Consider the following 24,646-nt stretch of genomic DNA (forward strand, 5'->3'; position numbering starts at 1 on the left):
TAGGCATACCCCTTCCTAAGTGGTCGGGGTATACACAGTTAAAAATGCACCCTGCTGCCAAAATCCATGTTGTAACTATAAGAGGAACGGCGGAATTCCACAGTTCCTTGCGCAAAGACATTGATGTGTGATGTAAGAGACACGTTACTCGATCCTTGCAACAGAGCTGCTTGCTTGCTAAGATTTGTCCCTGTTGTTGTCCAGGGGAGTAGGCCTCCAGAGATTAATGAAGTCACGCTCTCAGGATTGCAACGATATAGATCAGTAATGTACATCCCCGTGAGTTCATAAGAGAGACGATGTAGTGATTGTCCTTGGATTTTAAGACCGATGGGCAATGAGAGATTTTTTAAATTACTGTTGTTAAAAGCACGTCTTTTTATTCCTTGTTCTTGAAATTGTACCTGATGAGCATATAGCCAATGCAGTTTGATAAAAGGAGAGACATATTGGAACAAGGTATGAGATACATCTAAAACAAAAGGAATCGAACTGCCGATTTGCGCGCTATACCCATAGGTGTTCCATGAGCCTCTTGTTTGTGTGCGGTCAGCATTTTTGACTGTCATGTTGTTGTTGTCATAGCTGTAACTCACAAGGACATCAAAATTGACAGGAAGATCCCTAGGGATACTCAATAAGAATCGCGGTTGATATTTTGATGTTCCTGCAAGGAATCTCATAATAGGAAGTAAACGTCTAGAATGCTGAGCATAGAAAGAACCTGATAAGAATTTATCCTTAGATGTTGCAGATCCAAAATCTTTAGATCTCCCAAAGAGCTGAGAAAAACTTACACTAAAGATGTCATCTTGAAGTGTGTGGATTTTCCCTCCTACGATATATCCTGAACTCTTATGACGAAAGCCGTGGTTGTTGTTAGTAGAACCTTTAAGAAAAGAATTGGTCATGGATGAAATCCAAATACCGTTACCCGAAGATAACGCATGTTTCTCAAGAGCTTGTTGAGAAAAGCGGGTATCTAAAAAGAGATTCCATAAGCTATTAGGAACTAAAGATGTCGTAAACTCTCCAGTTCCTCCTGAGAAAGGAACATAACCGGAAGGTTTCCAAATTAAGAGCATCTGCTTATTAGGTGAGACATTAGCCTTCCCAAAGGTACGTTTAGGTTGCTCTTTCCAAGAGATTTCCCATGTACCTTGATAACCACGATGCGATTCTAACGTAAGGATAGGCGCTTTGGGAACGTCATCAATAGTGATATTGTCGAGATGGGGAGAGCTGAGATTTAAACACTCTACAGATAACTCATTCGCTAATGCTATCTGGTTATAGAAGATCTCATCATCTATATGCATAACTACAGGTCCGCGAATGTCCACACCAGAAGCATCGTCTGTTGTGGTGATATATGCGGGCTCTTCTGTTATCTTGTTAAGATCGAGATGGAGATTCTTTACTGAGATGTTGTTGGTAGTTTGTAACTTCGTCCCAGGATGCATGAAGAGTATGGAGTGAGGATTTTGATCAAAGGACGGAGCTTGTATACATACTCCCTCGTCTAAAATTAATGATCCTCCCGCTAAAGTGAGATCTTGAGAAAATGAAGAGAGTTTACACTCAGGGGAATGAATGAAAAAGTTGTGACTAGAAAATACAATCGACCCCTCGTAAGTAGAGGCTTCTCCTTGCGAGTTGTTAATAATTAACCGATCTGCAACAGATCCCGTGGTTGTAATGGGGTCATAAAAAAATATGCTTTTGTTTTTAGCGGCACGTAATTGAAGGAATTTCGCATTGTCTTCTAGGTGAATAGCATTGGAAATATCTTGGTCGTTGACAACTCTAAGGTTTCTTTCAAAGATGATATTTCCTCTATCCGCGGATAGACTAATTTCTCCATTAGCAGCAATGGCAATTGCCCCGCCTTTATCATAGCTAATATTGGATTGAAATTTTGTATATCCTCCTGCGGATAAGATCATTTTCTCAGCATAAATCGCTCCTCCAGAACTGGTAGCTACATTACCTACATTAAGAAACTCTCCGTTATTTCGTATTGTTAATGTAGGTGATGTAGCTCCTGCATCCGTACTTTTCTCACAACAAATGAAGGCGCCTTTCCCTGCAGACCGATTCATTCCAGAGCTCCCTTGAGAATTATTCTCTATGAGTACAGAGCTATTCGAATAAATGGCGCCATTCCCTGTATCTAATCGTGGAGACATATAGAAAATCAGTTGTAAGGCCCCTGATATTGTGAGTGTCTTGCCATCCGCAGTTGTGCTAATAGCAGCACCTTTCGCTGTCGATGAAATATTATTGAAATAGAGAAGTCGTCGATTCCCAGTAAAAGTTAGATCCCCAGCTGTATTCGCAAAACAGCTAGTATTTGCTGGTTGTAATTGATTTATGTGTTCAAAGGTAATCGCGCTGCTTAGAGTATATGTTGTCCCATCAGCATTATTTGTTTGTTTAACATTGAAAGTTTCACTAGTGGAGCCGTTGAATCCAGTTGCAAGGTTGACAGAGTCGGCATCTGCAAGAAGTTTGGTAGCAGTGGATAAGGCAAAAGAGGAAAACAGCAAAACCCCATAAATAGAGTTTTTCATTAGTATTCCCTGCATATTTTGCGGCTCTACTTGACATAAGGGAAAGAGGAAAATAAAGCAAGAGTTGCTGTATGTTGATGAGGAAAATGCAGAGGATATCCTCTGCTTAGATAACGATCTAAGATAAGAAGCTTCTAGAAGATCAAGGCGTTAACAACACGGACAGTGATAACGTTTTCCTATCTCTTGCTATGCATGCAGAATAGATACAGCAGGACAAGATATGCCTGTTGGTCTTGCAAGTGAGCAGATTTTTACCCTTGTAATTAAGAAAAGGGTACACACTAGATCAAGTATTTGTTTTTCTGGTACTTCGTTCGAGATCCTTGAGGAAGGATAAAGATCCCTAGGCCCTACCCCGTGAGAGCGGGGTAGGAGAGGTGGATGAGATTAGAACTGGATCTTCGATCCGAGATCTACGTTATAAGTTCGAGAAGAACCCCTGAGTTCGAAACCGAACTGGCTGAAGAGTTCTATGTTGTGACTTAAAGACAAGTAGTTTCCTGCTTGTAGTATGAAAGCACTTCGCGCGAGGTTATTAGCTTTCGTTACCCAAACGGCAGAGTCGGGGCTCACTAACAGAGAAGTAGTACAGTCAGGGTTGCTTCTTACGATATCCGGAGCATACGCAGCAGTGACATGATAAGAAGCTGTATCGTTATTCGCAAATCTCTCAAACTTTATACCGATAGGTAGGGAAAGGTTGGTGAGATTGCTACTTTCGAAATATCTTCCCTCAGAGCTATTGGTTTCCTTAAAGTCATCTTGGTGCGCATGCACAAGTTGGAGTTTTAAGAAAGGTGAATACATATCGAATAGGAGAGAAGATTCTGTTTGGATAGGCACAGTTGCCCCAAGCTCGACTCCGAAACAATCGTTACCCCAATCACCCTTGATTTCTGAATACGTTGTTTTATGAGGAGCGTAAGTAGTTGTCATGTTGGTTTTCATATCATTTGAAGCATGACAATAAGTTAACTGTGCGTTAAGGACTAACGGAGCTTCCGCACCGATAGTATTTTGTAGCAGATTCTGCCAAGCATTCCAGTAAGAGATATGTTGATAGTAGAGAGAACCTGCATAAATGTTGGCGTTGTTTTTCGACACTAAATAGTCTTTGTCTTTTCCGAAGAGTTGGCAGAAAGCCGCACTGAAAATATCATCAGAAGGAGTTTTTGCGTAGACGCCTAAAGCGTATCCGGCGCTATTGTGACGGAACTTACGTTTAGTATCAGAACCACTTTTGTGTAGGAAGTTGGCTAGACCGGATACCCAGAATCCTCTATGGTAATCAGCACCATTAACGCTGATATCCATTAAGTTTTGTATGGCACGGATATCCGAGAAGGAACCCCAAAGAGTGTTAGGAACCAAAGGTCCTTGACGTTCTGGGTTAGGGGAGTAGCCAGTTTGTTCCCAATTTAGAGTGGCTATTTGCTCTTGGGTGCCTGATCCTTGTGCCCAAGTTACCGTCCAATTTCCTTGGTAACCGTAATGGGTAGGAGGGACATAATTTGTTGGATTGCTTTCTGGTGCAGTAGTAGTCTGTCCAGAACTAGATATTACTGTTATTGCTGAGAAAGGTTTAGATGAAGAAAGGATGGGATTTTCGTAAGAATTACTATCGGTGTTGACTAGATTGACAGCGTTGATGGTGACTTTTTGGCTGTCTGTAGTTGCTGCGACTTTAGCAGGAGTAGGAGCGACCCCCCCCCCCCCCAACGAGGCGATGTTAATATCCAAATTAGTCAAAGTGATGGCTTCTCCACCTGAGGAAGGTGTTTGTAACGTGGTCCCTAAATCCATGACAACGGTAGAGCCTTCTGTCTGCGTGACTTTTTTTGCTTCTAAAGTGACTCCATCTTTAAGGACTAAAGAACCGGCACCGATTTGTAGGGGTTGTGTGAAATATGATTTTAGATTGTCCACATCTGTTTTTTCTTCGTCAGATAATTTTTCTCCTGAGAAGACGATCTTGCCTGTATAATTAATGGAGTCAGCAGCTTTATTTAACTCTATTGGGGTGCTAGTATCTCCTTGATTAGCAATAGGGTCATAGAAGAAAATCCCAAAACCTTCTTTAGCATCTAGTTTTGTAAATTTCCCACTAGAAGAGCCAAGATCGATGGAATTTCTTTTGACTGTTGCAGCACTGTCTCTAGCAGTTGTGATGATTTTGTTTCCGTCGAAGATAATATCTCCGAGATTCGCTGTTAGGCTACATTCACCACCGGAATCTTTTAGGCAAATAGCTCCGCCTGTAGGGGATGAACTTTTGGATACGGAGTTGTTAGAAAATAACGTAGGCCCACCTGAGACAATGGTGAGTTTATCAGCATAAATAGCCCCGCCTTTGGTATTAGAAGAGTTCTCTGAGAAAACCAGATTCTGATTATTTTCCATTTTTAATTCAGCGGCACTGCTTCCTATACACTGAATGGCCCCACCATCTGTTGTCGAACAGTTTTTATGGAAGACAAGACTAGAGTTATCTTTGATAGTGGTATTTCCTGCAGCTTTGATGGCTCCATAACCGTTTGTACCTGGAGGGCAGTGAGCACATGAAAATAACGAAAATCCTGAGATGCCTAAGGTTTTATCGCTACCACTAACATTAATGGCTCCGGGGTTACTAGCTGCAGTAGTAATATTATCAAAACACAATGTGTAACCATTTCCTACGAAGGCAAGGTTACCTGCAGTATCAGTAAAGCAACTTTTGGCTAAGCCATCTCCGCCTAACCCCGCATAGGAAATACATATATTCCCTGTACACGTGTATGTTGTTCCTTGAGGTGCAGAGGTTTCTTTCGGTTGAAATTCTTGATCCCCAGCCGTATTCCCATTATAGCTATCAGCAGAGGTTAAGGTTTTTTGCTCTACGTCAGCAAAACATAATGAGGTCGAGGCAAATAGACTCGAGGATATTAAGAACCAGTAGACTGGATGTTTCATAAATTCATGCTTTGGGTGATTTGAGATATCCCAAACCGATCATAAAAATAATTAAAAGTCAAGGGCGTTAGCGAGAGTAGATCAAAGAAGGTCCTACCCCACTTTCGTGGGGTAGGAGAGGGGGGTGAGATTAGAACTGGATTTTCGATCCGAGATCTATATTATAGGTACGACAAGAACCTCGGAGCTCAAAACCGAACTGGCTGAAGAGTTCCACGTTGCGACTTAAAGCCAGGTAGTTTCCCGCTTGTAGTATGAAAGCATGTCGCGCGAGGTTATTGGCTTTCGTTACCCAGACAGCAGAAGTCGGGTTCATTAACAGAGAAGCAGTACAATCCGGGTTGCTTCTTATGATGTCAGGAGCATAAGCGGCAGTAATGTGATAAGAAGCTGCATCATGGTGAGAAGATCTCCCCAGTTTTACACCAATAGGCATAGAGAGGTTGGTGAGATTACTACTTTCGAAATATCTTCCCTGATCACTATTGTTCTCCTTAAAGTCATCTTGGTGCGCATGCACAAGTTGCAACTTCAAGAAAGGTGAATACATATCGAATAGGAGAGAGGCTGGTGTTTCTATGGATGCCGTAGCTCCAAATTCGATTCCGAAACAATCATTCCCCCAATCACCCTTGATTTCTGAATATGTTGTTTTGGGAGGAGCATAGGTATCTGTCATGTTTGTTTTCATATTATTCGAAGCATGACAATAAGTTAACTGTGCATTAAGGACTAACGGAGCTTGCGCACCAATAGTATTTTGTAGCAGATTTTGCCAAGCATGCCAATAAGAGACATGTTGATAGTAGAGAGAACCTGCGTAGATGTTAGCATGATTTTTTGATACTAAATAATCTTTGTCGTTTCCGAAGAGTTGGCAGAAAGCAGCACTGAAGAGATCTTCTGTAGGAGTTTGTGCGTGAACGCCTAAGACATACCCGGCACTATTGTGACGGAACTTTTGTTTATTAGCTGAACCACTTTTATGTAGGAAGTTAGCAATTCCGGATACCCAAAAACCTCTATGGTAGTTAGCGCCATTGGCACTTACCTCCATTAAGTTTTGTATAGCTCTAAGATCAGAGAAGGCGCCCCAAAGGGTGTTAGGGACTAAAGATCCTTGACGCTCTGGATTGGCAATATAGCCGGTGTGCTCCCAAGATAGCGTGGCTGTTCGAGTGTTATCTTTTTCGGGGGTCCAAGCTAGAGTCCAATTTCCTTGATAACCATAATGGGTAGGAGGGACATAATTCGTGAGATTGTTTTCTGGTGGAGAGACTGGATTTTTACCGGTGGCTGTTATTGCTGAAAAAGATTTTGATGCGGAGAGTATGGGATCTTCATAAGCATTACCATGGGTATCGACGAGATTAACAGCATTGATCGTAACTGTTTTATCTGAGGTTTGTGCTGCGACTTTAGCAGGAGCAGTAACCCCCCCCCCCCCCAACGAGGCAACATTAATGTCCAAATTAGTTAGGGCAATACCTTCTCCATCTGAGGAAGGCGTTTGTAATGTGGTTCCTAGATCCATAACAACAGAGGAGCCTGCTGTCTGTGTGACTTGTTTAGCTTCTAAAGTGACACCATCTTTAAGAACTAAAGAACCCGAACCGATTTTTAAGGGTTGTTTGAAATATGATTGTAGATTGGACGGAACCTTTTTCTCTTCATCGGATAACCTTTCTCCTGAGAAGACGATCTTGCCTGTGTAAGTAGTAGTAGAGCTGTCGTCAGCTTTATTTAACTCTATTTCTGTAGACCCTCCTGTGTTAGCGATAGGGTCGTAAAAGAAAATACCGAAACCTTCTTTAGCACTTAGTTTTGTAAAATTCCCAGCAGAGCCGAGATCTATGGAATTTCTTGTTACTGTATTCTCACTAGTTTTTATTATTTTGTTTCCATCGAAGATAATGTCTCCGAGATTCGCTGTTATGCTACATTTACTATTTGTACCTTTCAAACAAATAGCCCCGCCTTGAGGTGACTCAGCGGATACAGAATTGTTAGAAAATAACGTAGGCCCACCTGAGACAATAGTGAGTTTATCAGCATAAATAGCGCCACCTTTTACAGAGGAGGAGTTCTCTGAGAAAACCAGATTCTGATTATTGACTAATTTCACTCTACCATTAGAGTCGTTTGATTCACATTTAATGGCCCCGCCTTCCGCTGTTGAACAGTTCTTATGGAAGACAAGACTAGAGTTATCTTTTAAAGTTATAATGCCTTTGGTTTGTATCGCTCCGTAACCGGTTGTACCCGGGGGACAGTGGGCACATGAAAACAAGGAAAATCCTATGACGTCTAAGGTTTTCCCATTGCTACTAACACTAATAGCGCCTGGGTTACTATCTTCAGTAGTAATATTATCAAAACACAATGTGTAACCATTTCCTATGAAAGAAAGATTCTCAGTAGTCTCTGTGAAACAACTTTTTTTTAGAGGAGAGCTTTTACCTGCATAGGAGATACACACATTGCCTTCACAAGTATATATCACTCCTGTTGACGTGTCTTTTACTTCGAACTCTGAAGACGCTGTATTTCCATTATAGCTATCCGAGGGAGTTAAGGTTGTTTGAACTTCTTCAGCAAAGCCCAAGGAATGTGAGGCCAATAGGCTCGAGGACATTAAAAACCAGTAGACTGGATGTTTCATAAATTCATACTTTGGGTGATTTGAGATGGCCTAAATCGATCATAAAAATATTAAAAAGTCAAGAGAATAAGGAAGATAAAGACCGTAGGCCCTACCCCGTGAGAGCGGGGTAGGAGAGGTGGATGAGATTAGAATTGAATCTTGGATCCGAGATCTACGTTATAGGTTCGAGAAGAACCTCTGAGCTCGAAACCAAACTGGCTGAAGAGTTCTATGTTGTGACGTAAAGCCAAGTAGTTTCCTGCTTGTAGCATGAAAGCATTTCGTGCGAGGTTATTGGCTTTTGTTACCCAGACAGCGGAGTTGGGGCTCACTAACAGAGAGGCAGTACAGTCAGGATTGCTTCTTACGATATCCGGAGCATAAGCTAGGATGAGGTTATAGGAAGCAGTATCCTCGTGAGAGAATCTCTCCAGTTTCACACCGATCGGCATAGAGAGGTTGGTGAGATTGCTGCTTTCGAAATATCTTCCCTCAGCGCTATTGGTTTCCTTAAAGTCATCCTGGTGTGCATGCACAAGCTGGAGTTTTAAGAAAGGTAAATACATATCGAAGAGGATAGAAGATGGCGTTTCTATAGGTGCCATAGCTCCAAACTCGACTCCGAAACAATCGTTACCCCAATCACCCTTGATTTCTGTGAGTGTGACGTTTTTAGGAGTATATGTATTTGTCATGTTTGTTTTCATATTGTTAGAAGCATGACAATAAGTTAACTGTGCGTTTAGAACTAACGGAGCCTCTGCACCGATAGTGCTTTGTAGTAGATTCTGCCAAGCGTTCCAATAAGAGATATGCTGGTAATAGAGAGAACCCGCATAGACGTTGGAACTATTTTTAGAGACGAAATAGTCTTTGTCTTTTCCGAAGAGTTGGCAGAAAGCCGCACTGAAGATATCCTCAGAAGGAGTTTTTGCGTAGACGCCTAAAGCATAACCGGCACTATTGTGACGGAACTTGCGTTTCGTATCAGAACCGCTTTTGTGTAAGAAGTTGGCTAGACCGGATACCCAGAACCCTCTAGGGTAATCAGCACCATTTACACTTACATCTATAAGATTTTGTATGGCACGGATATCTGAGAAGGAACCCCAAAGAGTGTTTGGGACTAACGAACCTTCACGTTCTGGATTCACAATGTAGCCGGTATTCTCCCAAGATAGCGTGGCTGTTCGTGTGTTACCTCCTTCGGGGGCCCAAGCTAGAGTCCAATTTCCTTGATAACCGTAATGAGTAGGGGGGACATAATTTGTTGGATTGCTATCAGGTACAGTTACTGTACTAGTGTTAGTTGTAGCTACTATCGCTGTGAAAGGTTGAGATGCAGCAAGAATCGGATACTCGTAAGCGTTACCGTCAGTATCGACTAGATTGACAGCGTTGATTGTAACTGTTTTACTTGAGGTTTGTGATGTGACTTTAGCAGGAGCGACCCCCCCCCCCCCCAACGAGGCGACGTTAATATCTAAATTAGTTAGGGTAATAGTGTCTCCATTTGAGGAAGGTGTCTGTAACGTAGTTCCTAAATCCATGACAACAGTGCCTGCTGTCTGTGTGAAGGATTTTGCTTCTAAAGTGACACCATCTTTAAGGACTAAAGAACCAGAACCAAGTTTTAAAGGCTGTTTGAAATATGATTTCAGATTGTCTGGAATCGTTTTTTCTTCATCAGATAATTTTTCACCAGAGAAGACGATCTTGCCTGTGTAAGTAGTTTCGCTTTCGGCTTTATTTAGCTCGATTGTTTCGCTAGTATCCCCTTGATTAGCGATGGGGTCATAGAAGAAAATCCCGAAACCTTCTTTAGCTCTCAAGTTTGTAAATTTCCCACCAGTACCGAGGTCTATGGAATTTCTTTTGACTGTAGAACTTCCGCTACTAGTTGTGATGATTTTGTTCCCATCAAAGGTAATATCCCCGAGATTCGCCGTTAGACTACACTCACTGCTGGTATCATCCAAACAAATAGCACCGCCTTTAGGGGATGAACCGTTGGATACAGAGTTATTAGAAAATAACGTAGGCCCATCAGCAGTAATTGTCAGCTTTTTTGTGTAGATGGCCCCACCTTTTTTCTGAGAAGAATTTCCAGAAAAGACTACGTAGCCATTTCCTTCCAATTTGAGCTCTGGATTACTTCCTGTAGCACACTTAATGGCTCCACCTTCTCCTGTAGAGCAATTGTTATCAAAAATGAGTTTGTTATTGCCACTGAAAGTAGATACGCCTTTAGTCTGTATAGCTCCGTAACCGGTCGTGCCTGGAGGGCAATGAGCACATGAAAATAATGAAAATCCTGAGACGTTTAAGGTTTTATCGTTACCACTAACATTAATGGCCCCGGGGTTATCAGCTTGCGTAGTAATATTATCAAAACACAGTGTGTAACCATTTCCTATAAAAGAAAGATTGCCAGAGCTATCAGCAAAGCAACTACTAGACAAACCATTTCCACTTAGTCCTGCATAAGCAATGCACACATTTCCTACACACGTGTATGTTATTCCATTGGATTCAGTAGTTGTTTTTGGTTGAAATTCTTGATTTCCGGCCGTCTTCCCATTGTAGCTATCAGCAGGTGATAGGGTTTCTTCTTTTGCGTCAGCGAAGCATAATGAGCTTGAGGCAAAAAGGCTCGAGGATATTAAGAACCAGTAGACTGGATGTTTCATAAATTCATGCTTTGGGTGATTTGAGATATCCTAAACCGATCATAAAAATCATTAAAAGTCAAGGTCGCTGGCTGGGGTAAACAAAGGGAGGCCCTGCTCCGCACATACGGAGCAGGGGAGGTGGATGAGATTAGAATTGAATCTTGGATCCGAGATCTACGTTATAGGTTCGAGAAGAACCTCTGAGCTCGAAACCCAACTGACTGAAGAGTTCTATATTGTGACTTAAAGACAAATAGTTTCCTGCTTGTAGCATGAAAGCACTTCGCGCAAGATTGTTGGCTTTCGTTACCCAAACAGCCGTGGTTGGGCTCACTAACAGAGAAGCGTTGCAGTCAGGGTTGCTTCTTACGATATCCGGAGCATACGCAGCAGTGAGATGATAAGAAGCTGAATCGTTATTCGCAAATCTCTCAAACTTGATGCCGATAGGCAGAGAAAGGTTGGTGAGATTGCTGCTTTCGAAATATCTTCCCTGATCACTATTGTTTTCTTTAAAGTCATCTTGGTGTGCATGCACAAGTTGCAACTTCAAGAAAGGTGAATACCTATCAAATAGGAAAGAGGTTGGCGTTTCTACGGGTGCCATAGCTCCAAACTCAACTCCGAAACAATCATTTCCCCAATCGCCCTTGATTTCTGAGAGTGTGACGTTTTTGGGAATATATGTATTTGTCATGTGTGTTTTCATGTTATTCGAGGCATGACAATAAGTTAACTGCGCATGAAGGACTAACGGAGCTTCTACGCCGATAGTGTTTTGTAGCAGATTCTGCCAAGCGTTCCAATAAGAGATATGCTGGTAATAAAGAGAACCTGCGTAGATATTAGAACTATTTTTGGAGACGAAATAGTCTTTGTCTTTGCCAAAGAGTTGGCAGAAAGCCGCACTGAATACGTCTTCTGAAGGAGTTTGCGCGTAGACGCCTAAAGCGTATCCGGCACTATGGTGACGGAACTTGCGTTTCGTATCAGAACCGCTTTTGTGTAAGAAGTTGGCTAGACCGGATACCCAAAAACCTCTATGGTAATCAGCACCATTGACGCTGATATCCATTAAGTTTTGTATGGCACGGATATCCGAGAAGGAACCCCAGAGAGTATTCGGAACTAAAGATCCTTGGCGTTCTGGGTTAGGAGAATAACCAGTTTGTTCCCAATTTAGAGTGGCTATTTGCTCTTGGGCACTTGATCCTTCTTTCCAAGTTACGGTCCAATTTCCTTGGTAACCGTAATGGGTAGGAGGAGTATAGTTTTCTAGATTGGTTGTGGGTGCAGTAGTAGTGGCGCTAGAACCAGATTTTGCTTCTATTGCTGTGAAAGGTTTGGATGAAGAGAGGATGGGATCTTCATAAGTATTGCCATCAGCATCGACTAGATTGACAGCGTTGATGGTGACTTTTTTACTGTCTGTATTTGCTGCGACTTTAGCAGGAGTAGTACCCCCCCCCCCCCCAACGAGGCGATGTTGATATCCAAATTAGTTAGGTCAATGGCTTCTCCACCTGAGGAAGGCGTTTGTAACGTAGTTCCTAAATCCATGACAACAGTAGAGCCTGCTGTTTGCGTGACTTGTTTTGCTTCTAAAGTGACACCATCCTTAAGGACTAAAGAACCTGCACCGATTTTTAGGGGTTGTTTGAAATATGATTGTAGATTGGCCGGAACCTTTTTCTCTTCATCGGATAATTTTTCACCAGAGAAGACAATTTTGCCTGTATAAGTAGAAGGTCCCTCTCCGTCAGCTTTATTGAGCTCTATTGTTTCGCTAGTATTCCCTTGATTAGCGATGGGGTCATAGAAGAAAATCCCGAATCCATCTTTAGCATTTAGTTTTGTGAATTTCCCATTAGTGCCGAGGTCAATGGAATTTCTTTTTACATCGGGATCGCTTCTACCACTAGTTGTGATGATTTTGTTCCCATCAAAGGTGATATCTCCAAGATTCGCCGTTAGACTACACTCACCATTGGTATCATCTAAATAAATAGCTCCACCTTTAGGAGATGAACCGTTGGATACAGAGTTATTAGAAAATAACGTAGGCCCACCGGAAGTTATGGTGAGTTTTTGAGTAAATATAGCCCCACCTTTGGTGTTAGAAGAGTTCTCTGAGAAAACCAGATTCTGATTATTTTCTATTTTTAATTCAGCAGTACTACTGCTTGCTTTACAGTAAATGACACCACCATCTGTGTTCGAACAGTTTTTGTGGAAGACAAGACTAGAGTTATCTTTGATAGTGGTATTCCCTACAGCTTTAATAGCCCCGTAACCGGTTGTGCCCGGAGGGCAGTGAGCACATGAAAATAACGAAAATCCTGAGACGTTTAAGGTTTTATCGCTACCTTTAACATTAATGGCTCCGGGGTTACTAGCTTCAGTAGTAATATTATCAAAGCAAAGAGTATAGCCGTTTCCTAAGAAAGAAAGGTTACCTGCCGTATCAGTAAAGCAACTATTGGACAAGGCCGAGTCACTTGACCCCGCATAGGCAATACATATATTCCCTGTACACGTGTATGTTGTTCCTTGAGATGCAGAGGTTTCTTTTGGTGTAAATTTTTGATCCCCAGCTGTATTCCCATTATAGCTATCAGCAGAGGTTAAGGTTTTTTGATCTGCTTCCTCAGAGCATAGGGAGTTCGAGACAAGTAGGCTCGAGGATATTAAGAACCAGTAGACTGGATGTTTCATAAATTCATGCTTTGGGTGATTTGAGATATCCCAAACCGATCATAAAAATAATTAAAAGTCAAGGGGGTTGTGTGGGCGAGAGTAAGGGAGAACCCTGCCCAGAGCTGGGCAGGGGAGAGATTTTTAGAAAGAGACCTTAGCTCCAAGATCTACGTTATAATTTCTTGAAGAGCTTCGTAATTCGCAACCAAACTGACTGAACATCTCAACACCAGAGGATAAGGCAATATGGTTACCTGCGCGAACTATGAAAGCTTGTCTAGCAAGATTCGTCGCTGTGGTTAACCAGGAAACGTCATTGATCGCTAATCCTGTCATACAGCTGGGATTATGACGGTACACATCAGGTACATACATAAGCGTAAGATCATAAGCTGTTTTCTCTCCATAGGAGAGTTTCTCAAATTTTATACCTATAGGTACAGAAACATTGAGAAGATCGCTGCTTTCAAAGGTTCGGCCTTCTGTTGTTGGTTCTTTAAAGTCATCTTGGTGAGCATAGACAACTTGTAGTTTTGCAAACGGTGCATAACTATCAAAGATAGAAGAACTAAATACTGGGATAGGTACGCTAGTTGACAAAGCTACGCCAAGAGTATCATTACCCCAGGAACCTTTCACTTCAGGATAGTCCGTATAGGACGTTGTCATGTTGTTGGCGGTATGACAATAGGTAACTTGCGCATCCAAGAAAATAGGAATCTCTTTAGAAAACCCTGAACAACATGTGTTAGGCCCATTAAATAACCGTGTTAGGTCATCAAACTTGCTCACATGTTGATAATAAATAGAACCCGCATAGACGTTTCCAGCATTTTTACTTACAAGGTAGTCTTTATCTTTTGCAAATAACTGACAGAAAGCGACACTAAGAGAATCCTCTCTAGAAGTATTGGTTGTGGCTCCTAACACATATCCCGAACTGATATGACGGAATTTGCGATTTTCAGCACTCTGATCTTTATGGAAGAAGTTCCCAATTCCAGAGACCCACAGACCACGACGTGTCTCAAGAATACTGTCAACACTACGTTCCATAACATCCTGAATAGAACGTAAATCCATAAAGGATCCCCAAAGGCTATTCAGTACTAGGGGAGCACGACGTTCAGGATTTGGAACATATCCTGTTTTATTCCAAGTAAAGACAGCGGTTTGTGTTTTAGGATCAGAGTTATTATCTTTGATCCAACTGACAGACCAGTTTCCTTGATAACCATAGTGTGTCTCAGCAACACCTACAACATGACTAGGAACGTTTGTTGTTGTAACGGCACCTTTCCCAGAAAGTAGAATTCCTCCTAAAGCTAACGTATCATTGAGCTTGTGGTTTTCATAAAACTTTCCCGTAGGATCAACAACGCCAATAGCACCTGATACAGTCACATTTTTCCCAGCAGCAACGGCATCGACTACAGCGAATGTTTTCCCATCTAAGGTATTCGGATTAATAGCCAGATTCGTCAGTGTAACATCTTCTGTTTTTGCTGATAACTTTGTGCCTGTATCCATGAGAATCAAAGATCCTGCTGTTTGCGAGACAGTTTTTGCTTCTACTTCAACGCCCCTTCGTAACACAAGTTCACCAGCAGCTAAAGTTATTGGCTGTGTAAATATTGTCTTAAGGTTATCAGCAACAGCAGCTTGTTCTTCAGTGAGCTTTTCCCCAGAGAAAACAATTCTTCCATTATACACCTTATCACCCTCAGCTTTATTTAAAGTGAGAAGATCAGCAGCATTACCTTCAACTGTTATAGGATCATAAAAAGAAATCGTCTTTTCAGACGCTGCACGTAGGTTGAGGAATTTTCCATTGCCTTCAATGTTAATCGCGTTTCTTTTTATTGTAGCGTTGTTTTGTGTGGCTATAAGGTTATTTTCAAAAGTAATATCCCCATGTTCAGCTGTTAAGCTACATTCTCCATTGGAACCAATACCAATAGCTCCACCTTTAGGTGCAGCATGGGTAACTTTGTTATTGATAAATAACGTAGGTCCTCCCGAAGTCAATATGAGCTTATCGGTGTAAATAGCCCCACCTTTTGATGAAGAAGTATTTTCCTCAAAAATCAAGACTTTGTTATCTCTTATAGTAAGGGTCGGTGCTGAACCTGCTTTGCTACAATGGATAGCTCCACCGCAACCATCAGCAGAACCGGAAACAGCGTTGTTGTTAAAAACAACACGATCGTTACCCGCAATAGTCGTAGCAGCTTCTGAATATACTGCTCCCCCAGAATTAATCGCAGTGTTTCCAGAAAATCTGATTGTTCCTTGGTTGTCCGAAAGATGAGCTATTCCCGTAGCAGCAATCGCTCCACCTTTTTTCGCACTAGAGTTAGTGGTGAAGCTGATTTCCTTGCTCGAGCCGGTTAGAGAAAAAGCTTTGCAAGAGATCGCTCCACCATTATCAGCGGAATGGTTCTGGTCAAACAAAATGCTGGCATTATTCGCCAAGTTTAATGCTCCTCCGGATTGCATAGCTCCTTTCCCATTATTTACTAGAGAAGATGGGCATGCCGTGAAGCTCAACTTAGAAAAATCTGTCAAAGTAAGAATCTTACCGTCAGTGCTAACGTTAATTCCTCCGGGATTAGCTCCGGCATTCACGTTGGTTATGGATAAGCTATGGTTGTTCCCTTTGAAAGTTAGATTGTCCGCAGTTTGAACAAAAGCTGAAGAAGCAAGAGCAGCTGTCTGTCCTGCATCTACAATAGAAATATCACTCTCGACGTTGTAAGTCGTTCCTCCCGCAGTGTTTGTAGATTGCGGACTGAATGCTCCATTTGCATCGAGAATAGATTCTTGAGTTAAAGCCACTTCTGCATGCAATTGCGAGAAGTGAAAAGATATTGGTATCGTCAGAGTTGACGATATTAAAATCTTATATAAAGAAGGCCTCATTTTATACACTTGTGGTGAAATGAAAAAAACAGTTTCGTTAAATACTCAAAGATACAAAAGAAAGCAAGTCTAATACAGAAAAGACTTGACATGTTTTTATCATTTTTGGTAAGAGGCCCCGAAGTTTTAGAGAGGACAGCCTGTTAGAATTTGTACCTGCCTCCTATGTCAACGTTGTAATTTCTAGAAGATCCTCGGAGTTCGAAAGCTCCATGGCAAAATACCTCTAGGTTGTCTGTTAAATGGTGATGATCAGAACCATCAATGATCATGGCTTGTCTTGATAAATTTGTTGCTCCCGTAGACCAAGCAGTATTTACAGAAGGTAAAAAGACTTTAGATTTTGGAGCATCGCGATAAATATCCGGTTGATATGCAAGCCTGATATTGTAGGTGTTGAGCTTGTTTGTTTTTTCAAATTTCACACCAAGAGGCAAGGAAACGTTGATAAAGTGTGCACTTTGGAAGTTCCTATTTTCAGTTCCTCCTTTGGTTTCTTTGAAATCTTCTTGTTGTACAAAGACGATATGAAGCTTCACGAAAGGAAAGAGTTCTTCAATTGCCGGATGATCCACAAGTATAGGAAGGTAACTTCCAAGTTCACCAGCTACGCAGTGGTTGTTCCATTTTCCTCTCGATGAAGGATTTGGCGTATGCTTTGTCTTCATAGAGTTATGATTTAAGCTATAACTTAGTTGTGCATCAAAGATTACAGGGGACTTCTCAGGCTTGCGTGTAAGTATAGCTCCTTTTCTATTCGACAATTTATAGTGGTTAACTAACTTCTCAAATTTTGTATGGACAGAAGCTGCGTAGACATGGGATCGAGCATCTGCAAGGTGGTAATCTTTAGATTTCCCTAACATTTGACAGAAAGCAAGATCAATAACTTTATCCGAGATAGGTTGTGTGCTTACACCAACAACATATCCAGAGCTGATATGACGGAATCCTTCTTGTTCTTTCATAGAGTCTCTATGAAAGAAGTTGGAAATCCCTGAAATCCATAAGCCTTTGTGGAAGTCTTCACCTTCGGTGCTAACTTCAACAAGCTTTTGAAATGCACGCATATCAATAGCAGAACACCATAAGCTATTAGGGACGAGGGTTGCACGTCGATTAGCTGTCGGTATGTAACCTGCAGATACCCATTTGATTTCGAATGAGACTTTTCCACTCGAGTCTTTAATTTCAGTAACTTCCCATTTTCCTTGATAACCAAGATCAGAGCCTGTAGCCCCTTGAGGGATCATATTGAAGCCCTCGGTATGGATTTTATCTGTAGTAGGCGCAGAAATATCTAAGAAGTTTAATGTAAAATTCTTATTTAATAAGGGGTTGTCATAGAAATTTTGGTTACTATCTTGGAATTGCAAATTCCCAGTTAAGGTAACACTTCCCGTTCCGCCTTTAGCTGCTAGGGTAATGACTTTTCCATTCTCTAAAGAATCTAAGTTCACAGCAAGGTTATTAATGGTAATCGAGCCATCGGGACTTTCTTCTACTGTAGGAACCACGTCTCCCGTTGCAGAGAAGCTTCTTTCTTTGAAGTTGATTAAAGAAGACGCTATGCGTTGTGATACCGCCCTGATTCCAGGAATTGGAGTTTTAGGATCTGGTGTAGATCTACTTTGTAAACCTTCGCTAGCAGGAGTCACGTTGGTGATAATGGATGTTCCGCCATCCATAACGATTAAAGAGCCTTCTTTCTGAGTGAAAGAATCAACAAGAAGACCTGCACCATTGCTTAAAACAAGAGTTCCTGCTTCAAGAGATACATCGTTATGAATAACACTTATTGCATTTAAAGGATTTTGAGCATCTTCACTTGAGAGCTTCTCTCCTGAAAATACAATTTTTCCGTTATACACCGCAGATTGTTGAGCTGTTTCAGCCGCAACTTTTTGTGCTGGATCCGGTGTGTCTGGAGCGTTGATTTTTAGAGGAGTTTTTACTACGGCAGGGGCGGGCGCAGATACTGCAGGCGCCGAGGCTGGGATCCTAGAGGTCGCTTTAGCAACGGAAACCTTTGGTTGTTTCAAGTTAGCTGGAGCAGCCGGTGCAGTAGTCGTTATAGGATCATAGAAAAAGATGGTTTGTCCTGTTTGCGCACGTAGCTGTGAAATTTTAGCGCCACTACCTAAATGAATAGAGTTACACGTAGGTTTATTATTCTCTTCAGCTTGTGCTTCATCTTGTACTTTAGCTTTGTTAGCCAAAGTGAAAAATGCTGAGGTAATGTCTGCAGATGCACTACCACTTGCTTGAGAAGAATCTGTTTTCTCTTCAGTGTGTTTCTTTTCTTCAATAGATGCAGCAGCTATGGCTGTTTCTTTCTTTGTAGGAAGCGTAATTGGATCAGCTGCTGTGACTTTATTGCCTTGGAAGATAATTGATCCTGTAGCAGCAGTGATGCTGATATCACCGTCATCAGCAATATAAATCGCTCCACCTTTTCCTGAGGAGTTATTGGAGAAAGTCATGTTGCCATTAGAGGATAAAACGACTTTCTTAGCATGAATGGCTCCGCCTGTAACTTTAGAAGAGTTATTATTAAAGGTAACTGAAGTATTGCCTGAGATAGTTAAACAAGGATCAGCAGAAGGTTCTTCTTGTGGTGCGACTTTCGTATGAGTTTCTGCTAATAGTGCGTCTGGTTCTGGAGAGGGAAGCGTTTGTTTAGGTGGTTGGATAGGTATAGCAGGAATAGAAATCGGCGCTTTTAAGCAATAAATCGCCCCACCAGCTCCTTTAGCCTCTACTGGTTCCTCGACAACATCTTCTTCAACAGTAACTATTGAAGGGGCGGGTATTTCTTGAGCTTGGTTGCCAGAGAAGACAACGTTTTATTCCCTGTGATATCGCAGTTGCCATTAACAGAGATGGCCCCGCCTTGCTCTTTAGCATTATTGTTCGAGAAAGTGCATGTGCCAGTGTTATTTTCTATGGTTGCTGATCCAGACACACAGATAGCTCCACCTGCTTTCTTAGAGGAGTTGCTACTAAATGTGATATTTACATTTTGTTGAAGGATAATGTCAGGGGAAGGTGCCGCTACCTCTTCTTTTTCTGCACCACCTTGAGTGGCAGTTGCGTCATGTTTAGCGGGGTCTTTTTGAGATTCTCCAGATATAACAGCAGCATCCGAAGATATTCCTGCATACTTGACTAAAGCCTCTGTGTTAACACTACCTTCAGTATGTGAATTTGCTTGGGATTGCTTTGAGTCTACACTTTGTCCACTATCACTACTAACTGCTTTGGGGCCTACGTAGATTGCGCTATCTGCTTTTGTTTGATCTTGGTCTGTAGCAGAAATAAAAGATAGGTCTTTAAATCCTGAGAATGTGAGTGCAGATCCCGCACTGTTGTTTATGGCAGATCCTTTGGCTGTTACGCTAATATTACTAAAAGTTAAAGAGTGACCGCCTCCCACGAAAGTAAGAGAGCCTTCAGTATTGGAGAAACAACTTGCAGAAGTTGCTCCATTCGCTTGAGATGTTGTTGCAGTCGGTGCTGTTTTGGTTTCATGACTTGGAGCGCCATTCTCATTGGCAACATCGGATGATGCGGTGAAAGATAACGGTGCATGGGGTATTGAACTTTCTAAAGCTTCCTTTTCTTTTTCATCTTCTTTAACTTCGTTATCCGCTTCTGTCTTTTCTTCTACTTTTGTACTGCCTGCCTCTTCAGAAGATGCTTTATCTTGTTTGTCTTCAGTAGCTCCTGTATCCCCACTAGGAGAGGTGGCATCTCCATTTGTATCCTCTGTCGAGGATTCTGGTGAAACAGGGCTGGGATGAGGATCTGCTCCTGTAGAATCCGTACTATCTTTTGTATCATCAGAGTCTGATGGTGTGGCTGGGGTGGATGGGGAGCTAGGCTCTTGCTTATCTGTATTTTCAGATTCATTTTTTTGGGCTTCAGGGGATTGCTGTGATGCAGGAGCTTGAGTTTTGCTTACGTTGGTAAAGGATACGTCACTGGTAAGAGTATAAGTAGTTCCTGAGGCAAAAGAGGAATTTTTACATGTAAAAGGCGTTTCGGGTAAACTGCTTCCATCGTAATTATCGCTAGAGCTTAGTGTGTGTTCTCCTGTTTCTTGAGATGCAGAGGACGATACTGCTTGTTCATTAGCAAGAGATGATAGAGGGAATGTAATCGCTGATGAGATTAACAACCAAGGAACGGAAGACTTCATAACAAGGTTCTTTTGGTGATAAAAAGGATTGCTCAACGCAATAGGTGGTGGAAATTAAAAAATCAAGAGACATTAGACGAGTAGAAACAGGGGAATACCTGGAGATATTGAAAATGAAAAATATCAAAAGCTACGGAAAATCACGCAGCTTTTGATTTTTCTCTTTAACTTCTATAAAACTAGGAGAATTATTTTAGGAAGAAATCTCGATTTGCTTAAGAAGGGAATTTAATTTTTAGGATCGCAATGGTGAGATGAATGTCCTTTAGGGCAGCAATCCCCATTTTGGTGTTTTTTAGCACGACAACTACAAAAACTTATTAAAGAAATCACCCCAGCGACTCCAATAACAATGTAAGTAATTTGTGTTGCTGTTGCACTTGCGCCCCCGCATAGTCGAGCAATAAGGTTTACTTTATGATGAGTTAATCCTATAATTCCTACGTTCAATGCACCAAGAACAACAATAAGAGAGGATAGTCCCCGAACGAGTTTGCCTAGCATTGCTTTTCTCCTAAGTGATGTATACTTAATTCCATCTTTTAATCTTTTTTATAATTTAATAAAGTTTTTTTTTGTTCTCAGGCTATTGGGGAGACATTGACTTTTTGTATACAAGGAGTTAAGTTGTGCAAGAAGTTTTTTGTTATAAAAACTAAAAGTGAATATTAGCTTCATCGGAATGAAATACCGGGATTAGGAAAATGACACAACCCTATGTAACTAGAGAAGACATTATACTTTTGGCAAAGAGTTCAGCTCTGGAATTAAGCGAAGAGCTTATTCAAGAGTATGAAAGTTCTTTGAATGAAGTCATTAAAACTATGGCAGCGTCCATCGCTATGGATGTAACAGACGTGGTTATCGAGGTTGGTTTATCCCATGTCATCAGTCCCGAAGATTTACGAGAAGATATCGTTGCCTCAAGTTTCTCTCGTGAGGAGTTTCTTACTAATGTCCCCGAATCTTTAGGGGGATTAGTAAAAGTACCCACAGTAATTAAGTAGAGATCGCAGTTTTAGGAAGATATGTATCGGAAGAGTGCCTTAGAGTTAAGAAATGCCGTAGTTAGTGGAGAGTCTTCAGCTACAGCAATAGCAAAGTATTTTTATAATAGAATAAAAACAGAAGACAATCAGATAGGAGCTTTTCTTTCTCTTTGTGAAGAAAGAGCTTATGAGAAAGCCGCTATCATAGATGCGAAACTTGCACGAGGAGAACCTGTAGGGAAACTCGCAGGTGTCCCCGTGGGAATAAAAGATAATATTCATATTCGGGGTTTACGCACTACTTGCGCTTCTAAAATGTTAGAAAACTATATAGCCCCTTTTGATGCTACAGTAGTCGAACGGATAGAGGCTGAAGATGGGGTGATTTTAGGCAAACTCAATATGGATGAGTTTGCCATGGGATCTACAACACAATATTCTGCTTTTCATCCTACGAAAAATCCCTGGGATTTCTCCCGCGTGCCAGGAGGATCTTCAGGAGGATCTGCCGCAGCAGTTTCCGCAAGATTTTGTCCTATAGCGTTAGGTTCCGATACAGGGGGATCTATACGTCAGCCAGCGGCATTTTGTGGAGTTGTTGGGTTTAAGCCTTCCTATGGAGCAGTCTCCCGTTACGGTTTAGTCGCTTTCGGATCGTCATTAGATCAAATAGGCCCTTTAACAACCGTTGTTGAAGATGTCGCCTTAGCTATGGACGTATTCGCAGGTAAGGATGACAGAGATGCAACTTCTCAGAAGTTTTTTACAGGATCTTTCCAAGAGGCGTTGTCTTTAGAAGTTCCGAGTTTAATCGGCGTGCCTATGGGATTTTTAGACGGTTTACGTGATGATGTTAAAGAGAATTTCTTTGCATCTTTAAATGTTTTAGAGCGTCAAGGTAGCCGCATTGTTGAAGTTGATCTTAACATCCTAGATCACGCTGTGTCTGTTTACTACATTGTTGCTTCTGCAGAAGCCGCAACAAATCTCGCAAGATTTGATGGTATTCGTTACGGCTACCGTTCTCCAGAAGCTCATAGTATAGAAGATATTTATTCGATCTCTCGCGTGCAAGGTTTCGGTAAGGAAGTCATGCGTAGGATTCTGTTGGGTAACTATGTGTTATCAGCTGAACGCCAAAGTGTCTATTATAAGAAAGGCTCGGCGATTCGAGCAAAAATCATTCAAGCTTTCCAAAAAGCTTATGAAAAGTGTGATGTTATTGCGATGCCAGTATGCTCATGCCCAGCATTCACCGATGGTGAAATTCTTGATCCTACCTCTCTATACCTCCAGGATATCTATACCGTTGCTATGAACTTAGCCTTCCTCCCTGCTATCGCAGTTCCTTCCGGGTTTTCTCGAGAAGGGTTGCCTCTAGGATTTCAGGTGATTGGGCAAAAGGGTAAGGATCAGCAGGTATGCCAGGTAGGCTATAGCTTCCAAGAACATTCAGGAATTAAGAATTTATACCCTAAAGGATGTAACAAACTTTTTGATGGAGAGGTGAAATAATGAGCGACGTTTATGCTGATTGGGAATCCGTCATAGGTCTTGAAGTCCACGTAGAATTAAACACAGAATCTAAATTATTTAGTTGTGCTCGCAACCGTTTTGGAGATGAGCCTAATACAAATATCTCTCCTGTATGCACCGGTATGCCAGGGTCTCTTCCTGTACTCAATAAAGAGGCTGTGAGAAAGGCAGTGTTATTTGGTTGTGCTGTTGAGGGTGAAGTCGCTTTGCTAAGCCGTTTTGATAGGAAGTCCTATTTGTATCCCGATAGCCCAAGGAACTTTCAAATTACTCAATTCGAACATCCTATTGTGCGCGGAGGACATATAAAAGCTATCGTTCAAGGTGAAGAACGCTATTTTGAACTTGCTCAAGCACATATCGAAGATGATGCCGGTATGTTAAAACATTTCGGAGAATTCGCTGGAGTAGATTATAACCGCGCTGGTGTACCTCTAATAGAGATCGTTTCTAAGCCGTGCATGTTTTGTGCTGATGATGCTGTTGCTTATGCCACAGCTCTGGTGTCTTTATTAGACTACATCGGCATTTCTGACTGTAATATGGAAGAAGGTTCGGTACGTTTCGATGTAAACATATCCGTACGTCCGAAAGGTAGCGAAGAACTACGCAATAAAGTAGAGATTAAAAACATGAACTCCTTTGCTTTTATGGCGCAAGCTTTAGAAGCAGAGCGTTGTCGTCAGATTGATGCGTATTTAGAAAATCCAAATAAAGACCCCAAAACTGTTATTCCGGGAGCGACATACCGTTGGGATCCCGAAAAGAAAAAAACAGTGTTGATGCGTCTTAAGGAGCGGGCTGAAGATTACAAATATTTCATAGAGCCTGATCTCCCCGTATTGCAATTAACAGAAGCTTATATTGACGAAGTCCGTAATACGCTTCCTGAGCTTCCTTTCAACAAATACCAAAGGTATTTGCACGAATACGCTCTTGCCGAAGACATCGCGGCAATTTTAATTAGTGATAAGCATATTGCTAACTTCTTTGAATTAGCTGCTCGAGAATGTAAAAACTACAGAGCCCTTTCTAATTGGTTAACTGTTGAGTTTGCCGGACGTTGTAAACTCAAAGGTAAGCATCTCGCTTTCTCAGGTATCCTACCCAGTAGTGTAGCTCAGCTTGTTAATTTTATTGATAAGGGAGTGATTACAGGAAAGATCGCTAAGGATATCGCAGACATGATGATGGAATCTCCTGAAAAGAGTCCTGAAACTATCCTTAAAGAACATCCTGAAATGTTGCCAATGACAGACGAAAGTGCGTTAGTTGCAATCATTTCCGAGGTGGTTACTGCGAATCCGCAGTCTGTTATAGACTATAAAAGTGGTAAGACCAAGGCTTTAGGATTTTTAGTTGGGCAAATTATGAAGCATACCCAGGGCAAGGCACCTCCAAATAGGGTGAATGAGCTTTTACTTGCGGAATTAAGTAAATAATAATTGAAAAAACTC

The 24,646-nt window shown here is 41.6% G+C and carries 11 protein-coding genes and 2 pseudogenes; 3 read left to right on the forward strand and 10 right to left on the reverse strand.

Going from position 1 to position 24,646, the window contains the following annotated elements; all coding sequences use genetic code 11:
• Positions 1-38 precede the first annotated feature (38 nt).
• The 10 genes and pseudogenes from G5O_RS06575 to G5O_RS06615 all read right to left on the reverse strand — a co-directional run bounded on the left by G5O_RS06575 (position 39) and on the right by G5O_RS06615 (position 21,168).
• Positions 39-2,573, reverse strand: coding sequence for an autotransporter domain-containing protein (locus tag G5O_RS06575; protein WP_006342960.1), 2,535 nt, complete (start codon positions 2,571-2,573; stop codon positions 39-41).
• 390 nt (positions 2,574-2,963) lie between these two features.
• The gene (locus G5O_RS06580; protein WP_013747337.1) at positions 2,964-5,528 is read right to left on the reverse strand and encodes an autotransporter domain-containing protein; all 2,565 of its coding nucleotides are present in this window, start codon (positions 5,526-5,528) and stop codon (positions 2,964-2,966) included.
• A 130-nt stretch (positions 5,529-5,658) separates the two neighbouring features.
• On the reverse strand, positions 5,659-8,190 hold the full coding sequence (locus G5O_RS06585; protein WP_013747338.1) for an autotransporter domain-containing protein: 2,532 nt from the start codon (positions 8,188-8,190) through the stop codon (positions 5,659-5,661).
• A 128-nt stretch (positions 8,191-8,318) separates the two neighbouring features.
• Complete coding sequence (locus tag G5O_RS06590; protein WP_013747339.1) at positions 8,319-10,862, reverse strand: polymorphic outer membrane protein middle domain-containing protein; 2,544 nt, start codon at positions 10,860-10,862, stop codon at positions 8,319-8,321.
• Between the two features lie 130 nt (positions 10,863-10,992).
• A complete protein-coding gene (locus G5O_RS10460; RefSeq protein WP_014943368.1) occupies positions 10,993-11,919 on the reverse strand; it encodes an autotransporter outer membrane beta-barrel domain-containing protein in 927 nt (308 codons plus the stop codon).
• A gap of 156 nt (positions 11,920-12,075) precedes the next feature.
• Positions 12,076-12,255, reverse strand: a pseudogene (locus tag G5O_RS10500) (autotransporter domain-containing protein); the annotation flags it as partial.
• Entirely contained in the window at positions 12,237-13,559 is a 1,323-nt protein-coding gene (locus G5O_RS10465) for a polymorphic outer membrane protein middle domain-containing protein (RefSeq protein ID WP_006342965.1), read from the reverse strand. The gene G5O_RS10465 and the pseudogene G5O_RS10500, both read right to left, overlap by 19 nt.
• Before the next feature lie 123 nt (positions 13,560-13,682).
• The gene (locus G5O_RS06605; RefSeq protein WP_013462622.1) at positions 13,683-16,463 is read right to left on the reverse strand and encodes an autotransporter domain-containing protein; all 2,781 of its coding nucleotides are present in this window, start codon (positions 16,461-16,463) and stop codon (positions 13,683-13,685) included.
• Between the two features lie 143 nt (positions 16,464-16,606).
• Positions 16,607-20,664: pseudogene (locus tag G5O_RS10525) on the reverse strand (polymorphic outer membrane protein middle domain-containing protein).
• Between the two features lie 228 nt (positions 20,665-20,892).
• Positions 20,893-21,168, reverse strand: coding sequence for a DUF378 domain-containing protein (locus G5O_RS06615; protein WP_006342969.1), 276 nt, complete (start codon positions 21,166-21,168; stop codon positions 20,893-20,895).
• A 200-nt stretch (positions 21,169-21,368) separates the two neighbouring features.
• Here G5O_RS06615 and gatC point away from each other — a divergent pair, with 200 nt between their 5' ends.
• The 3 genes from gatC to gatB are packed head-to-tail and all read left to right on the forward strand — an operon-like array spanning position 21,369 to position 24,631.
• Positions 21,369-21,671, forward strand: coding sequence for an Asp-tRNA(Asn)/Glu-tRNA(Gln) amidotransferase subunit GatC (gene gatC / locus G5O_RS06620; protein WP_006342970.1), 303 nt, complete (start codon positions 21,369-21,371; stop codon positions 21,669-21,671).
• Between the two features lie 21 nt (positions 21,672-21,692).
• Complete coding sequence (gatA, locus tag G5O_RS06625; protein WP_006342971.1) at positions 21,693-23,168, forward strand: Asp-tRNA(Asn)/Glu-tRNA(Gln) amidotransferase subunit GatA; 1,476 nt, start codon at positions 21,693-21,695, stop codon at positions 23,166-23,168.
• Complete coding sequence (gene gatB, locus G5O_RS06630) at positions 23,168-24,631, forward strand: Asp-tRNA(Asn)/Glu-tRNA(Gln) amidotransferase subunit GatB (protein WP_013747343.1); 1,464 nt, start codon at positions 23,168-23,170, stop codon at positions 24,629-24,631. The genes gatA and gatB overlap by 1 nt, the downstream gene beginning before the upstream one ends.
• The last annotated feature ends 15 nt before the right edge of the window (positions 24,632-24,646 follow it).

It is taken from the genome of Chlamydia psittaci 6BC (assembly GCF_000204255.1).
Lineage (GTDB): Bacteria > Chlamydiota > Chlamydiia > Chlamydiales > Chlamydiaceae > Chlamydia > Chlamydia psittaci.

What these genes read in the sequence shown, in the direction of transcription:
- G5O_RS06575 (WP_006342960.1), bottom strand. Translation starts at nt 2,573, where the DNA reads ATGAAAAACTCTATTTATGGGGTTTTGCTGTTTTCCTCTTTTGCCTTA.
- G5O_RS06580 (WP_013747337.1), bottom strand. Translation starts at nt 5,528, where the DNA reads ATGAAACATCCAGTCTACTGGTTCTTAATATCCTCGAGTCTATTTGCC.
- G5O_RS06585 (WP_013747338.1), bottom strand. Translation starts at nt 8,190, where the DNA reads ATGAAACATCCAGTCTACTGGTTTTTAATGTCCTCGAGCCTATTGGCC.
- G5O_RS06590 (WP_013747339.1), bottom strand. Translation starts at nt 10,862, where the DNA reads ATGAAACATCCAGTCTACTGGTTCTTAATATCCTCGAGCCTTTTTGCC.
- G5O_RS10460 (WP_014943368.1), bottom strand. Translation starts at nt 11,919, where the DNA reads ATGGATATCAGCGTCAATGGTGCTGATTACCATAGAGGTTTTTGGGTA.
- G5O_RS10465 (WP_006342965.1), bottom strand. Translation starts at nt 13,559, where the DNA reads ATGAAACATCCAGTCTACTGGTTCTTAATATCCTCGAGCCTACTTGTC.
- G5O_RS06605 (WP_013462622.1), bottom strand. Translation starts at nt 16,463, where the DNA reads ATGAGGCCTTCTTTATATAAGATTTTAATATCGTCAACTCTGACGATA.
- G5O_RS06615 (WP_006342969.1), bottom strand. Translation starts at nt 21,168, where the DNA reads ATGCTAGGCAAACTCGTTCGGGGACTATCCTCTCTTATTGTTGTTCTT.
- gatC (WP_006342970.1), top strand. Translation starts at nt 21,369, where the DNA reads ATGACACAACCCTATGTAACTAGAGAAGACATTATACTTTTGGCAAAG.
- gatA (WP_006342971.1), top strand. Translation starts at nt 21,693, where the DNA reads ATGTATCGGAAGAGTGCCTTAGAGTTAAGAAATGCCGTAGTTAGTGGA.
- gatB (WP_013747343.1), top strand. Translation starts at nt 23,168, where the DNA reads ATGAGCGACGTTTATGCTGATTGGGAATCCGTCATAGGTCTTGAAGTC.